The 13,085-nt window shown below is 72.2% G+C and carries 18 protein-coding genes; 16 read left to right on the top strand and 2 right to left on the bottom strand.

What is annotated here, in order from left to right; genetic code table 11:
* Positions 1 to 41 precede the first annotated feature (41 nt).
* The 7 genes from GGE06_RS40255 to GGE06_RS40230 all read left to right on the top strand — a co-directional run bounded on the left by GGE06_RS40255 (position 42) and on the right by GGE06_RS40230 (position 4,336).
* Positions 42 to 296: a MoaD/ThiS family protein gene (locus GGE06_RS40255; RefSeq protein ID WP_116159753.1), complete on the top strand. Its 255-nt coding sequence runs from the start codon at positions 42 to 44 to the stop codon at positions 294 to 296.
* A gap of 11 nt (positions 297 to 307) precedes the next feature.
* The gene (locus tag GGE06_RS40250) at positions 308 to 1,471 is read left to right on the top strand and encodes a hypothetical protein (protein WP_184933142.1); all 1,164 of its coding nucleotides are present in this window, start codon (positions 308 to 310) and stop codon (positions 1,469 to 1,471) included.
* A gap of 133 nt (positions 1,472 to 1,604) precedes the next feature.
* Positions 1,605 to 2,291, top strand: coding sequence for an LmeA family phospholipid-binding protein (locus tag GGE06_RS40245; protein WP_184933141.1), 687 nt, complete (start codon positions 1,605 to 1,607; stop codon positions 2,289 to 2,291).
* Between the two features lie 184 nt (positions 2,292 to 2,475).
* Complete coding sequence (locus GGE06_RS44210) at positions 2,476 to 2,556, top strand: putative leader peptide (protein WP_352029015.1); 81 nt, start codon at positions 2,476 to 2,478, stop codon at positions 2,554 to 2,556.
* 193 nt (positions 2,557 to 2,749) lie between these two features.
* Positions 2,750 to 3,589 carry a sulfurtransferase gene (locus tag GGE06_RS40240; protein ID WP_116159750.1) on the top strand — a complete coding sequence of 280 codons (840 nt, stop codon included), beginning with the start codon at positions 2,750 to 2,752 and terminating at the stop codon, positions 3,587 to 3,589.
* A gap of 40 nt (positions 3,590 to 3,629) precedes the next feature.
* On the top strand, positions 3,630 to 3,920 hold the full coding sequence (locus tag GGE06_RS40235) for a DUF1416 domain-containing protein (protein ID WP_086826831.1): 291 nt from the start codon (positions 3,630 to 3,632) through the stop codon (positions 3,918 to 3,920).
* Positions 3,921 to 4,021: 101 nt separating this feature from the next.
* A complete protein-coding gene (locus GGE06_RS40230) occupies positions 4,022 to 4,336 on the top strand; it encodes a DUF3099 domain-containing protein (protein WP_181924872.1) in 315 nt (104 codons plus the stop codon).
* Positions 4,337 to 4,364: 28 nt separating this feature from the next.
* Here the strand turns inward: GGE06_RS40230 and GGE06_RS40225 are convergent, their stop codons facing one another.
* The gene (locus tag GGE06_RS40225) at positions 4,365 to 4,727 is read right to left on the bottom strand and encodes a DsrE family protein (protein WP_116159748.1); all 363 of its coding nucleotides are present in this window, start codon (positions 4,725 to 4,727) and stop codon (positions 4,365 to 4,367) included.
* Between the two features lie 103 nt (positions 4,728 to 4,830).
* On the opposite strand from GGE06_RS40225, the gene GGE06_RS40220 reads away from it, so the two are divergent.
* The 6 genes from GGE06_RS40220 (at position 4,831) to ygfZ (ending at position 9,769) form a co-directional block, all read left to right on the top strand.
* Positions 4,831 to 5,637, top strand: a complete 807-nt coding sequence (locus GGE06_RS40220) for a hypothetical protein (protein WP_221519038.1) — start codon at positions 4,831 to 4,833, stop codon at positions 5,635 to 5,637.
* Entirely contained in the window at positions 5,634 to 6,431 is a 798-nt protein-coding gene (locus GGE06_RS40215) for a hypothetical protein (protein WP_116159746.1), read from the top strand. Before GGE06_RS40220 ends, GGE06_RS40215 begins: the two co-directional genes overlap by 4 nt.
* Positions 6,432 to 6,625: 194 nt before the next feature.
* Positions 6,626 to 7,516, top strand: coding sequence for a hypothetical protein (locus tag GGE06_RS40210; RefSeq protein WP_184933157.1), 891 nt, complete (start codon positions 6,626 to 6,628; stop codon positions 7,514 to 7,516).
* Positions 7,517 to 7,741: 225 nt separating this feature from the next.
* Positions 7,742 to 8,314, top strand: a complete 573-nt coding sequence (locus GGE06_RS40205; RefSeq protein ID WP_116159745.1) for a heme-binding beta-barrel domain-containing protein — start codon at positions 7,742 to 7,744, stop codon at positions 8,312 to 8,314.
* 41 nt (positions 8,315 to 8,355) lie between these two features.
* Positions 8,356 to 8,793, top strand: a complete 438-nt coding sequence (locus GGE06_RS40200) for a Fur family transcriptional regulator (protein WP_116159744.1) — start codon at positions 8,356 to 8,358, stop codon at positions 8,791 to 8,793.
* 10 nt (positions 8,794 to 8,803) lie between these two features.
* Entirely contained in the window at positions 8,804 to 9,769 is a 966-nt protein-coding gene (gene ygfZ, locus GGE06_RS40195) for a CAF17-like 4Fe-4S cluster assembly/insertion protein YgfZ (protein ID WP_116159743.1), read from the top strand.
* A gap of 32 nt (positions 9,770 to 9,801) precedes the next feature.
* Here the strand turns inward: ygfZ and dtd are convergent, their stop codons facing one another.
* Positions 9,802 to 10,227: a D-aminoacyl-tRNA deacylase gene (gene dtd / locus GGE06_RS40190; RefSeq protein ID WP_116159742.1), complete on the bottom strand. Its 426-nt coding sequence runs from the start codon at positions 10,225 to 10,227 to the stop codon at positions 9,802 to 9,804.
* Between the two features lie 141 nt (positions 10,228 to 10,368).
* Between dtd and GGE06_RS40185 the strand changes: the two genes are divergently transcribed.
* The 3 genes from GGE06_RS40185 to GGE06_RS40175 all read left to right on the top strand — a co-directional run bounded on the left by GGE06_RS40185 (position 10,369) and on the right by GGE06_RS40175 (position 13,063).
* Positions 10,369 to 10,983 carry an RsiG family protein gene (locus GGE06_RS40185; protein WP_116165402.1) on the top strand — a complete coding sequence of 205 codons (615 nt, stop codon included), beginning with the start codon at positions 10,369 to 10,371 and terminating at the stop codon, positions 10,981 to 10,983.
* Positions 10,984 to 11,138: 155 nt separating this feature from the next.
* The gene (locus GGE06_RS40180; protein WP_184933139.1) at positions 11,139 to 12,383 is read left to right on the top strand and encodes a GNAT family N-acetyltransferase; all 1,245 of its coding nucleotides are present in this window, start codon (positions 11,139 to 11,141) and stop codon (positions 12,381 to 12,383) included.
* A gap of 17 nt (positions 12,384 to 12,400) precedes the next feature.
* Positions 12,401 to 13,063, top strand: coding sequence for a TetR/AcrR family transcriptional regulator (locus GGE06_RS40175; protein ID WP_116159740.1), 663 nt, complete (start codon positions 12,401 to 12,403; stop codon positions 13,061 to 13,063).
* The last annotated feature ends 22 nt before the right edge of the window (positions 13,064 to 13,085 follow it).

Genomic DNA, 13,085 nt, shown 5'->3' with positions numbered 1-13,085 from the left:
TGATGGGGGGCGGCGCGCACACGAACGAAGGGAGCGCCGCTATGGCAGCGGGAACCATCCGCTACTGGGCCGCGGCCAAGGCGGCCGCCGGTGTCGCCGAGGAGCCGTACGACGCCGGGACCCTCGCAGAGGCCCTCGACGCGGCCCGCGCGCAGCATCCGGGCGAGCTCGTCCAGGTCCTCAAGCGGTGCTCGTTCCTGGTCGACGGCGACCCCGTCGGGACCCGGAGCCATGAGACGGTACGGCTTGCCGAGGGCGGCACGGTCGAGGTGCTCCCCCCGTTCGCAGGAGGGTGAACCCCACAGCAATGAGCAACGACCAGTACTACGGCGGGCAGCAGTACGAGCCGTACGCCGACGCCAACGCGAACGGGCCGCAGAACCCCGCCGACGTCACCCAGACGTGGGAGGGCCAGACCTGGGACACCACGTACCAGCCGGCCGTCTCGTACGACCAGATCCAGGCGGCGCAGGCGCAGGCCCAGGCTCCCGTGAGCCACGAGCAGCCGCAGCCGCAGGCCTACCCGCAGTCGTACGGGCAGCAGCCGTACGAGCAGTACCCGTCGCACGGAGGCGCGCCCGCCGCGTACTACGCGGAGCCGGTCGCCGAGCCCGAGCCCGAGCCCGAGCCCGCGCCCGCCCCCGTCCCGGCATCCGCTCCGGTGGCCGACGGCGGGCCCGCGTACTCCTCGCCCACCACCTCGGGGAACACCCGCATCACCGATGCCCAGCGCGCCCGCGCCGAGGGCCGCTCGCCGGTGATCGAGCCCGGCATGCAGCCCGCCGCCCTCACCGCCGTCCTCGGACTGCTGCTCGCGGGCGGCGCCTCGCTCGGCTCGTACGGGCTGCTCGTCCCGCTCGTGCTGCTCCAGGGCCTCACCGCCGCCGGCTGGTTCCGGCTCAACGGCATGTGGCCGGCCCGGCAGGGCATCGCCCTGGCCTTCCTCGGCGGCCTCGTCGCCGACGCCGCCCTGCTCGCCACCGGCCGGGAGCACGCGGCCGCCGCGATCCTGGGCACGCTCGGCGTCTGGGTGCTGCTCTGCCTCGTCCTCCAGCTGCGCAGCCACGCCGACCCCGACGAGCGCATGTACGGCCTGATGGCCACCATCGCCTCCGCCGCCCTGACCGTCGTCGCCACCGGGCACCTCGGCGCCGCCCCGGACGCGGTGGTCGTCGGCGGGGCCGCGGTCGCCGCCACCGTCCTCGCCCGGGCGCTGCCGCTGCCCGGACCGGTCTCGCTGATCGCCGCCCTGCTCGCCGCGGCGGGCGCCGGGATCGCGGCCGGCGGCCTCACCGACCTGGGCACCTCCGGCGCGCTCCTCGGCCTCGGCGCCGGGGTCTGCGCGCTGATCGGCCTGCGGGTGGCCAGCTACGACTACCCGTCGCGGTTCGTCCACATGACCGCGGGCGTCGCGCTGCCGCTGACCGCCGCCGCGCCCGCCGTCTACCTGCTCGGCCGGGCCCTGGCCTGACCTGCGGCTCGTCCCGGACACGGGAACCAACCGGCCCCCCGACACGTCGATCTTCGTGTCGGGGGGCCGTGACCTTTCACGGGATCCGGCACGGGAACCACCACAGGAACCACTACGGGGGGACGCACAGCCCATGCGAGCACTGCGGATTCTGTTGATCGTGGCCGTCGTGCTGGGCGGGATCCTCGTCGGGATCGACCGGCTGGCCGTGTCGTACGCCGAGTCGGAGGCGTCGAGCCGGGTGAAGCTGTCCGCCTCGACCAGCGACTCGATCGAGGTCGACATCAAGGGCTTCCCGTTCCTCACCCAGGTCCTGGACAAGCGGTTCGACGAGGTCGAGGTGACGGCGACCGGCGTGAAGGCGCAGGCCGGCGACAAGGACGTCCGGGTCGGCGAGCTGACCGCGACCCTCCGGGACGTGACCGTGACCGGCGACTGGGCCGGCGCGAAGGCGGGCTCGGCGAGCGGCACGGCCCTCATCTCGTACGCGGACCTCACCGCCGCCTCCGACCGCGAGGCGACCGTCGCCTACGGCGGGAACGGCAAGGTGAAGGTCACCGGCAGCGTGAAGATCCTCGGCCGCAGCCTGACCCGTTCGGTCCTGTCCACGGTCACCGTCGTGAACGGCGACACCATCCGGGTCCGCGCCGACGAGGTGCCGGGCGCGGGGATTCCGGGCGTCGAGGACCTCGTCCGCGCGCGCACCGACTTCGAGCGCCCGATCGGCATGATCGCCGGGATGAAGGTGGAGAAGGTCGAGCCGCGCCCGGACGGCCTCGCGGTCACCGTGACCGGCAAGGACGTCGTCCTGGCGGGCTGACGGGGGCCTCTGGTCACATGGTGAGACAGGGCCGTCCGATCCGTAGATGGTGAACCGGACACCTCGGTCCGGAGGCGTTCGAAGGCCACCCATGACGTGATCACGTCTCGCATCTCGGACGATCGCGTCTCAAAATACGACACACCGGTGACACGGCCGCCTGTCCGTCCCTACGATCGAGGGCATGAAGCGACAGGCGGATCTCACGAAGCGGCGGGCAGTAGACCTGTGCCGCGTCGCCGCCATGCTCTGTCCTTCAGTCTGAGCGGGACGCCAACTCCCGTATCCCTCAGGCCTGTCGACTGACGTCGGGGCCGCCCCTGTGCAGAGCCGTACGCACGTCCGCTGTCCGTATGTCCATATGCCCCGTATGTCCGTATGTCCGCGACGACGCGCACCGCAGCACGCATCCGCACCACCGCAGCACACCCCCGCACACTGCCCCGGAGGAGAACAGCATGGCTCGCAGCGACGTCCTGGTCGACGCGGACTGGGTCGAGGCCAACCTCGACAACCCGCAGGTCGCCATCGTCGAGGTCGACGAGGACACCTCGGCCTACGAGAAGAACCACATCCGCAACGCCATCCGCATCGACTGGACCAAGGACCTGCAGGACCCGGTCCGCCGCGACTTCATCGACCAGGAGGGCTTCGAGAAGCTCCTCTCGGCCAAGGGCATCGCGAACGACACCACGGTCGTCCTCTACGGCGGCAACAACAACTGGTTCGCCTCCTACGCCTACTGGTACTTCAAGCTCTACGGCCACCAGGACGTCAAGCTCCTCGACGGCGGCCGCAAGAAGTGGGAGCTCGACTCCCGCGACCTCGTCGCCGAGGTGCCGGCCCGCCCGGCCACCGAGTACAAGGCCAAGGCCCAGGACTCCTCCATCCGCGCCTTCCGCGACGACGTCGTCGCCGCGATCGGCTCCCAGAACCTGGTCGACGTCCGCTCGCCCGACGAGTTCTCCGGCAAGCTGCTCGCCCCGGCGCACCTCCCGCAGGAGCAGTCGCAGCGCCCCGGCCACGTGCCGAGCGCCCGCAACATCCCGTGGTCGAAGAACGCCAACGACGACGGCACCTTCAAGTCGGACGACGAGCTCAAGGCCCTCTACGAGGCCGAGCAGGTCGACCTGGCGAAGGACACCATCGCCTACTGCCGCATCGGCGAGCGCTCCGCGCTCACCTGGTTCGTCCTGCACGAGCTCCTCGAGGTCACGAACGTCAAGAACTACGACGGCTCCTGGACCGAGTACGGCTCCCTCGTCGGCGTGCCGATCGAGCTCGGCGCCAACAAGTAACCCCCACTTCTTCAGGCTTCTTCAGGACAGGACAGAGAACATGTGTGGAGCTCAGGTCGGCGGTCCCGACGTCAGCACGCTCAAGCCCGGTGAGACGGCCATCCAGGGCCAGGTGACCAAGGACGGCGAGCCCGTCACCGGTTACGTGCGCCTCCTCGACGGCTCCGGCGAGTTCACCGCCGAGGTCCCGACCTCGGCCACCGGCCAGTTCCGCTTCTACGCGGCGACCGGCGAGTGGACCCTCCGCGCGCTGGTCCCCGGCGCCCAGGCCGACCGCAAGGTCGTCGTCACCGAGACGGGCAGCCTGACGGACGTCGCCATCGCGGTGTGACGCCACACCACTGAACGGCCGGAGGGCCGTGCCTCCTGGGGGGTTGGACGCCTATGACCAGGACTAGAGGCACGGCCCTCCGGCTCCTCTTTTTTCTGCGCCTGCCTTTGGCCGTCGGTGACGCGGGGCCCGCCCGGTCGTACGCTGAAGGTGTGTACGCGCGACGTCGGCACGTCTACTTCTGGATGATGGGCGCCTGCCTGGCCCTGTTCGTGGGCGCCTGGGCCGTCGTGCGGCTCTTCTCGATGCCGGTCGCGATCGGCATGTGCGTCGTCGCCATGATCATCCCCCCGGTCGCCGCGATGATCGCGAACCGCCGGGGCCCGGAGGACCGCTGGTGGGACGATCCGTCCGGGGACCCGCAGTCGGACGAGTGGTGGGACGAGCTCGACGGCAAGAAGCGCCGGGAGCCGTGAGGGGTTCGGTGCGAGAGGCGCGTCCGCGTCAGTAGACGAGCGCCTGCGTCCCGTCGGACATCGCCTCCTGGACGAAGACCTGCGCGCCGGCGATGCGGACGCCGTCCAGGACGTCCTTCTCCGTGATCTCGCGGCGCGCCGCGCACTGCGTGCAGAGCGTGATGCGGCCCGCCGCCAGGATCGAGTCGATCAGGTCCGGAAGCGGCGCGGCGTGCGGGAGGTCGAATTCCGCCGCGCGGCCGGGGAGGGCGAACCAGGCGGACTCGCCGGTCAGCCACAGCGAGACCTCGACGCCGCTCGCGACGGCGACGGCGGCCACCGTGAAGGCCTGGGAGCAGCGTTCGGGGGCGTCGGCCCCTGCGGTCACCTTGATCACGAGCTTCTTCGCCATATACCGAACTGTAATGCGCGGCACTGCAACCTCATGCGCCCCTCGCGTGTCAGCTGTGTGCGCGGGTGACGGAATCCGCGCTTCAGGTCTCGTGGGGGGACTCTTGAGTATCGAAGAAAGTATCCAAAATACGGATACAACGTCACCACCGGAGCCGGAAACGGCGACGGAACCCGCACCTCCGGTCCAGCGGCCGCGCCGCCGGATCCTCCGTACCGTCGGGCTGATCGCCGTCGCCGCCGTCATCGGCCTCGTCGGCGGCACCGCCGTCGGCTACGGCATCCAGGCCGACCGCGAACCGACCGCCCTCCCGCCCCTGAACCAGCCGGGCCTCGCGTACCCGTCGAAGCCGCTGCCGAAGGGCCAGGAGCCGGAGCCGCCGTCGGCGAAGGACGACCACCAGGCGAAGGCGCAGGGCGACCTGCGGAAGCTGCTGGTCCCGATGCCGGCGGGCGCGCGGTCCGCCGGGGAGGACGGGTGGCAGTCGCTGGACGCGTACGCCGACAGCTACACCAGGCCCGAGAGCGCCCTGGAGGACGAGCTCGACTCGGGGATCCGGCGGATCGCCTCGCGCGCGTGGCTGGTGGGCGAGTACAAGAGGGTCGAGGTCGACCTCGTGCAGTACCGCCCCGGCTCCACCCTCGGCGCCGTGGACCACGTGATGCAGCAGCAGCGCATCGCCACCAGGGAAGACAAGTCCGCCTCCCTCGGGCAGCCGGTGAAGGGCTCCTCGGACGGCCGCTACTTCGTCTATCCGGTACGCCGGGAGGCCGGATACCTGGACATGTACGAGGCCCGCGCCTTCATCGCGCGCGGGGACATCGCGATCACGATCCTCATGTCCGACACACACAAGATCGCCGAGAGCGAGATCCGCTCTCTGGCCGAGCGGCAGCTGGGGCGCCTGTGAGCGAGAAGACCGAGAAGCCGGGGAGCCGCAAGCGCCGGATCCTGCTGAACGTGCTGGCCTCCGCGGTCGTGCTCGGACTCGTCGGCGGCGGTGTCGCGTACACCGCCGTCACCGTCGACCGCGCCGACCGGACCGCCCCCACGGTGGCGTGGGCCGAGCCCAGCGCGTCCGCGACCGCCGGGGACCCGGCCGCCGGCGCCCTCCGGGGCCGCGCGTCCACGCCGATGAGCAAGCTCCTCCTGCCCGTGCCGGAGGGCTACACCCTCGGGGCGGACATCGAGGGGTACGGCAACGACGTCGAGGTGCCCGCGAAGCAGGCCGCGGGGCTCCTCAAGCAGTCGGGCAGGTCCTTCTACGGCAAGAAGCGCCGCGCGTACGAGAAGGAGATCGACCGGCTCGGCATCCAGGGCATGGCGATGCGCGCGTACGCCAAGGAGGACAGCACCCTCCAGGCCGAGGTGCTCATCCTGCGGATGAAGGACAAGAAGTCGGTCCGCGAGTTCTTCGAGGTCCGCAAGGACATGGCCGAGCTCCTCGAGCTGCGCAAGGGCCCGAAGATCAAGGAGCACGCGAAGAACTCCGCCTGCTACCTGGGGCCGAAGCCCGAGAAGCCGAAGCAGGACGACGGGGTCGAGCGGACGCCCGACCTCCAGGACATGACCTGCTCGGCGTACGACGGCGAGGTCATGGTGACCGTCCGGGCGTTCGGCGCCGCGCCCTTCGACCAGCAGGCCGTGGCGGACCTCGTCGAGAAGCAGCTCCGCCACATCGAGTCCCCGGGGGAGTACGTATGACCGAGCAGCTGAGCGAGCAGCCGACCGAGGAGCCGAGCACGACGGCCGCCGAGGCCGCGGCCGAGGCGCGAGCTGGGGCACCGGCCGAGGCGCCCGCTGGGACGCCGGCCGTGGTGCCCGCTGGGGCACTGGCCGAGGGGTCGGCTGGGACGCCGGCCGAAGCGTCCGCTGGGACGCCGGCCGAGGCGCCGGCCGTGGCGCCCGCCGAGGCGGTGCCGGCCGCCGATGCCGTGGCGCCCACTGACGCCGTGCCGCCCGCCCCCGCCCCCGCGCCCGAGGCCACCGCCCCCGCGCCCGAGGCCACCGCCCCCGTCCCCGCGCCCCGTCGGTCCCGGCGGGTCCTGTGGGCCGTCGCCCGGTGGACCGCCGCCGTCGTCGTGTGCGGTGGCGTCGGTGCCGGTACCGCCATGGGGATCACCGCGCTCGACCGCACCGACGTGCCCGGTCTCGCGACCGAGAGCGACGGCCGCTGGGAGTACCCGAAGCTCCGGCTCCCGGCGCTGCCCGCGGACAAGCCGCGCCCCTTCACCGACGGCAACGACGGCGAGGTCCACCACGCCGACGTGCGTCGGCTGCTGCTGCCCGCCCCGGCCGGTGCGACGACCGACCCGAAGCTGGACGGCGGGTTCGTGTCCACGGACGCGTACCTCTCCCTCTACGGGAAGGAGTTCCGCGGCGACCTCGCGAAGCACCTCGCGGACTCCGCCCTGCGGCACATCGCCGCCCGGGGATGGACGACCCCCGACGGCACCCGCACCACGATCCACCTGCTCCGGTTCAGCTCCGTCGCGCACGCGGAGGCGTACAAGGACGTGGCCCTGGAAGCGGACGGCGTGGACGGCCCCAAGGCCCTGCCGGACGGAGTGGAGGGCGTCGTCCCGGAGGCGATCGGGGACGACATCGAGGTGTCGGACACGAGCGCGTACGCCTTCCGGGAGAAGAAGCCGTACGGCCCCGAGCAGGTCCGCTGGGCCTACGTCCAGGCCGGCGACACCCTCGCGCTGATCACCCAGACCCGCAGGGGCGAGGCGCTCGCGGTGCCGTTCCAGCAGACCGTCACCCTGCAGAACCAGCTGCTCGGCTGATCGTCCGCGAGACCCACCTCACCGAGTGGGCCGGACCCCCGCCCACTAAGCTGGGGTCCGGCCCGTTCCGCCTTCACCGCTCAGTCGAGGAGCACCTCATGATCGCCTTCTTCGAAACCCTCCTGGTCCTGGTCGCCGTCGGCGTGATCGCCTTCGCCGGTCTGACCGTGAAGAAGCTGTACCAGGGCCAGCGCTAACCACTTCTAGAGAACGCCAGAGCTGCTCATGATCGAGATTCCGTCCGACCTCAACCCGGACCTCGTCCCCCTCGCGTTCCTGCTCGGCACGTGGGAGGGCGCGGGCGTCTCCGACTTCCCCGGCGCCGAGAAGTGCAACTTCGGCCAGTCCGTGACCTTCAGCCACGACGGCCGGGACTTCCTCGAGTACCGCTCCCACTCCTGGGTCCTGGACAACGACGGCAACAAGGTCCGCCCGCTGGAGAGCGAGAGCGGCTACTGGCGGATCGACAAGGACCGCAAGGTCGAGGTCGTCATGGTCCGCGACCAGGGCATCGTCGAGATCTGGTACGGCGAGCTCGCCGACCAGAAGCCGCAGATCGACCTGGTGACGGACGCCGTCGCCCGGACCGCGGCCTCGGACGCGTACAGCGGCGGCAAGCGGCTCTACGGCTACGTGAAGAGCGACCTGATGTGGGTCGGCGAGAAGGCGACCCCCGAGGTCCCGCTCCGCCCGTACATGTCGGCGCACCTGAAGAAGGTCGTCACGCCGGAGGAGGTCGCGGAGATGGCCCGCAACCTGCCCGACATGCCGGACGACGGCATCGCCTTCTTCCGCTAGACACCTGGGGGTGTTCACCGCGTCCTCATACACTGGGGGGCGTGGTGAGCACCGACTGGAAGAGCGACCTGCGGCAGCGCGGCTACCGGCTGACGCCGCAGCGCCAGCTTGTCCTGGAGGCCGTGGACAAGCTGGAGCACGCGACCCCGGACGACATCCTGTGCGAGGTCCGCAGGACGGCCTCCGGGGTGAACATCTCCACCGTGTACCGGACCCTGGAGCTCCTGGAGGAGCTCGGTCTGGTCTCCCACGCGCATCTGGGGCACGGGGCGCCGACCTACCACCTCGCCGACCGGCACCACCATCTGCACCTGGTCTGCCGGGACTGCTCCGAGGTGATCGAGGCGGACGTCGAGGTGGCCGCCGAGTTCACGGGGAAGCTCCGCGAGGCCTTCGGGTTCGAGACGGACATGAAGCACTTCGCGATCTTCGGCCGCTGCCGGGACTGTTCGAACAAGGACGCTGCCGCCGAGTCGTAGGCTCTATTGCATGAAGAGCCCCCTGTTGTCCCTGCCCGGCGCCGTCCCCGCCGAAGGCCGCGACGAAGGCGTCGCCGCGCACTACGGCGACCTGTTCCGCGAGCAGCGCGCCCTCGCCGAAGGCAACGGCTTCGTCGACCTCTCGCACCGCGGGGTCGTCGCCGTCTCCGGTGACGACCGGCTGAGCTGGCTGCACCTGCTCGTCACCCAGCACATGACCGAACTGCCGCCCGGGCAGGCGACCGAGGCGCTGATCCTCTCCGCGAACGGGCACATCGAGCACGCCCTGTACCTCGTCGACGACGGCGAGACGGTGTGGGCGCACGTCGAGCCGGGGACGCGCGAGGAGCTCGTCGCGTACCTGGAGTCGATGAAGTTCTTCTACCGGGTGGAGGTCGCCGACCGGACCGACGACCTCGCCGTCGTCCACCTTCCGGCCGGGTCCATCGCCGAGGTGCCCGAAGGCGCCGTCGTACGGGAGACCCCGCACGGCCGCGACCTGTTCCTGCCCCGCGCCGACCTGGAGTCCTTCGCGGCCTCGCACGGGCCGGCCGCCGGGATCCTCGCGTACGAGGCGCTGCGCGTCGAGGCGCACCGGCCGCGGCTCGGTTTCGAGACCGACCACCGGACCATCCCGCACGAGGTCGGCCTCATCGGCAGCGCCGTCCACCTCCAGAAGGGCTGCTACCGGGGCCAGGAGACCGTCGCCCGGGTGCAGAACCTGGGGAAGCCGCCGCGCCGTCTGGTCTTCCTGCACCTGGACGGCAGCGAGGTCCTGCTGCCCGCCCACGGCACCCCGCTCCGGCTCGCGGCCGACGGGGAGGAGGGCCGGCAGCTCGGCTTCGTGACGACGGCCGTCCGCCACCATGAACTCGGCCCGATCGCCCTGGGCCTGCTGAAGCGGAACGTGCCCGTGGACGCCCCGCTGATCGCCGGCACGACGGCCGCCGCGCAGGAGACCGTCGTCGAGCCCTAGGGCCTGCCCGGCGGATCAGGGCCGGATGGGTCCTAGACCTCCAGCAGTACCGTGAACGGGCCGTTGTTCGTGAGGGAGACGCTCATCTTCGCTCCGAAGCGGCCCGTCTCCACGTGCGCGCCCAGGGCGCGCAGCCGGGCGACCACCTCGTCGACGAGGGGCTCGGCGACCGGGCCGGGGGCCGCGGCGTTCCAGGTGGGGCGGCGGCCCTTGCGGGCGTCTCCGTAGAGGGTGAACTGGGAGATGACGAGCAGCGGCGCGTTCACGTCGGAGCACGACTTCTCGCCGTCCAGTACCCGGACGGACCAGAGCTTTCTGGCCAATTGGGCGGCCTTCTCCGGGGTGTCGTCGTGGGTCACCCCGACCAGGACGCACAGCCCCTCGCCGGTGATCTCCCCGACGGTCTCCCCTGCGACGACGACGCTCGCGCCGTCCACCCTCTGCACCACAGCTCGCATGCGCACCAACCTACCGAGCGGGCCGCGGGCCGGAGGACGAGGGGCCGAACGGGTGCAGAGCGCCTGCGTTCGCACGTGCAGGAGTGGCACCATGCGTGTCAGGCGGTGCGGCCGACCGCACCGGTCGAGGGGACGATTCTCATGAGTGCACCTGGAACCGGGCCGACGCCGTCCGGCCCCGTACCGCTGATCCGCTCCGGAACCCGCGGCGGAGGACCGGGCGGAGGGCCCGTGACGCGCCCACCCGTGCAGAGGACCGCCGAGCCGGAGGAGCGGACGCAGCCCGAGCTCGGCGCCCTGCGGCTGCCGGAACTGCGCGCGCTGCGCAGGGACGCGCAGAGCGACGAGGCCGACCTGAGTTACGTACGCCGGATGCTCCAGGGCCGGATCGACATCCTGCGGGCCGAGCTGGCGCGGCGGACCGATCCGGAGGCGCCGGTCCTCGACCGGCTCTCCGAGATCCTCGCCGACGTGCCCTCGCGGCACCGCAGCTCGGCGCGGCACGTGACGTTGTCGACGCCGCGCGGCGAGGAGTACCGGCGGCTCGCGACCGAGATGCTGTCGGAGGTGGAGCTGTCGGACCTGACGGCCCGCACCGATGACGAGCTGCACGCGGCGATGGGTCGGCTCGCGGGGTACGAGCAGCAGGTCTCGCGCCGTCGCCAGCACCTCCAGCGGACCGCCGACGACTGCAGCGCGGAGATCGCCCGCCGCTACCGCGAGGGCGAGGCCCAGGTCGACGACCTGCTCGCCTGAGGCCCTCCCCGAGGGCGGTGAGCCGGCCTCGATGAGGGCCTGAACCGCGGTGCGCGGGCGGCGCCGTCGTACGGGGAGCAGCCCGTGCGGCGCCGCCCGTCCGCACGGCGGAAAACCCCGTGCGGGGCCCGTCGCGGCGGTCGTAGGGTCGGGGGATGAGCCTCGACGTGCGTGCCGTGACGGAGTCCGAGTTCCGCGACTGGCAGCGGGCGCTGCGCACCGGGTTCCTCAGGACTCCGGTCGTCTCCGACGCGGAGGTCGCCGACCGGTTGGCGGCCGCGGACCTCACGCGGACGCTCGGCGTGTTCGACCGGGACCGGATCGTCGGGACCTTCCGGTCCTTCCGGCAGGAGGTCAGCACGGTCGGCGGGGGCAGTCTCACCGCCGACGCGATCACGCAGGTCACGGTCTCCCCGACGCACCGCAGGCGCGGGCTGCTCGGCCGGATGATGGCCATGGACCTCGCCGCCGCGAAGGAGCGGGGCGACGCGATCGCGACGCTGATCGCCGCCGAGTACCCGATCTACGGGCGCTTCGGCTTCGGTGCGGCGAGCTGGGCCGCCGAGTGGAGCGTCGACGTGAACCGCTCCGGTCTCGACCCGCGCCGCTCGGGCCGCCCGGAGGACGGCGGGCGGATCGATCTGACGGACGGCGACGAGATCCGGAAGGCCGGCCCCGAGGTGCACCGCCGGCTGGCCGGCGTCCGCGCGGGGGTCACGAACCGTGGCGCGCGCGACTGGGAGCAGGGCACCGGCCTCGGCTTCCAGAGCCATCCGTGGCGGGAGCCGTACTACGCGATGTACCGGTCGGAGTCCGGCGAGGTCGAGGGGTACGTCGCGTACTCCGCCGACGACAAGTGGGACGACGCGAAGCGCCCGCAGAACACGGCGACCGTACGGGACCTCATCGCGGTCACCCCGGCCGCCGAGCGCGCCCTGTGGCACTACGTCTGCTCGATCGACTGGATCGCCACGGTCCGCACCGGCTACCGGGCGCCCGACGACCTGCTGCCGCTGCTCCTGCCCGACCCGCGCGCGGCCCGGCTGCTGACGTACGCGGACATGCTGTGGGTCCGGGTCCTGGACGTGGTCCGGGTCCTGGAGGGCCGGACGTACCCGGTGGAGGACGGCCTCGTCCTGGAGGTGCGGGACGCCGGCGGGCCGGCCGGCGGGCGCTTCCGGCTCGACGCGTCCCCGGCGGGCGCGGCCTGTGTGCCCACGTCCGCTTCGGCCGATCTCGCCCTCGACGTCGCGGAGGTGAGCACGCTCGCGTTCGGCGACGAGTCGGCGGTGCGGTTGTCCCGGCTCGGGCGCGTGGAGGAGTTGACGGCCGGTGCGGCCGCCCGCGCCGACCTGCTGTTCCGCACCCCGCTGCGGCCCTTCTCGCCCGACGTCTTCTGAGGCCCGGCCGCCATAGGATGGGCGCCCCCGAACGAAGGAGGCGCCGCGTGGCGGAGGACGGTGTGGCCGGCCCGGGCGGTCTGCGCGAGCGGAAGAAGGCGCGGACCCGGCAGGCCCTCTCGGACGCGGCGATCGCGCTCTTCCTGAGGAAGGGTTTCGACGCGGTGTCCGTCGCGGAGGTGGCCGCCGCCGCCGAGGTCTCGAAGCCGACCCTCTTCCGCTACTTCCCCGCCAAGGAGGACCTGGTCCTCCACCGGTTCGCCGACCACGAGGACGAGTCCGCGCGCGTGGTGGCGGGCGGGCGTGCGGACGGCAGGGCGCCGCTCGACGCGCTGGGCGAGCACCTGCTCGCGGGCCTTCAGCGGCGCGATCCGGTGACCGGGCTCTGCGACGTGCCGGCGGTCCTCGCGTACCACCGGCTCCTGTACGGGACGCCGGCCCTGCTCGCCGGGATCCACGCCTACCAGCAGCGTTCGGAGGAGGCCCTCGCGCGGGCGCTCGGCGGCGACCCCCTGACGGCGCGGCTCGCGGCCGGGCAGATCACGGCCGTGCTGCGGATCCTGGCGAACGAGAACGTGGCACGCCTGACGGCCGGAGAGGCGCTCGACGCGGTGGCGCGGGACGCGATGGCCGCGGCGAGGGAGGCGTTCCGGTCGCTGCGGGAGGGGCTGCCGTACTGATCGCTCATCTGTGACTCGGTAA

The sequence above is a fragment of the Streptomyces nymphaeiformis genome (genome assembly GCF_014203895.1).
GTDB classification, from domain to species: Bacteria; Actinomycetota; Actinomycetes; order Streptomycetales; family Streptomycetaceae; genus Streptomyces; species Streptomyces nymphaeiformis.
The sequence above is the reverse complement of the archived record's forward strand: the minus strand, read 5'-3'. Positions and strand labels throughout refer to the sequence as shown.

Bases quoted from the DNA above. Each gene is read 5' to 3' on its own strand.
- GGE06_RS40255 (WP_116159753.1), top strand. From the start codon at position 42: ATGGCAGCGGGAACCATCCGCTACTGGGCCGCGGCCAAGGCGGCCGCC.
- GGE06_RS40250 (WP_184933142.1), top strand. From the start codon at position 308: ATGAGCAACGACCAGTACTACGGCGGGCAGCAGTACGAGCCGTACGCC.
- GGE06_RS40245 (WP_184933141.1), top strand. From the start codon at position 1,605: ATGCGAGCACTGCGGATTCTGTTGATCGTGGCCGTCGTGCTGGGCGGG.
- GGE06_RS44210 (WP_352029015.1), top strand. From the start codon at position 2,476: ATGAAGCGACAGGCGGATCTCACGAAGCGGCGGGCAGTAGACCTGTGC.
- GGE06_RS40240 (WP_116159750.1), top strand. From the start codon at position 2,750: ATGGCTCGCAGCGACGTCCTGGTCGACGCGGACTGGGTCGAGGCCAAC.
- GGE06_RS40235 (WP_086826831.1), top strand. From the start codon at position 3,630: ATGTGTGGAGCTCAGGTCGGCGGTCCCGACGTCAGCACGCTCAAGCCC.
- GGE06_RS40225 (WP_116159748.1), bottom strand. From the start codon at position 4,727: ATGGCGAAGAAGCTCGTGATCAAGGTGACCGCAGGGGCCGACGCCCCC.
- GGE06_RS40205 (WP_116159745.1), top strand. From the start codon at position 7,742: ATGATCGAGATTCCGTCCGACCTCAACCCGGACCTCGTCCCCCTCGCG.
- ygfZ (WP_116159743.1), top strand. From the start codon at position 8,804: ATGAAGAGCCCCCTGTTGTCCCTGCCCGGCGCCGTCCCCGCCGAAGGC.
- dtd (WP_116159742.1), bottom strand. From the start codon at position 10,227: ATGCGAGCTGTGGTGCAGAGGGTGGACGGCGCGAGCGTCGTCGTCGCA.
- GGE06_RS40185 (WP_116165402.1), top strand. From the start codon at position 10,369: ATGAGTGCACCTGGAACCGGGCCGACGCCGTCCGGCCCCGTACCGCTG.
- GGE06_RS40180 (WP_184933139.1), top strand. From the start codon at position 11,139: ATGAGCCTCGACGTGCGTGCCGTGACGGAGTCCGAGTTCCGCGACTGG.
- GGE06_RS40175 (WP_116159740.1), top strand. From the start codon at position 12,401: ATGGGCGCCCCCGAACGAAGGAGGCGCCGCGTGGCGGAGGACGGTGTG.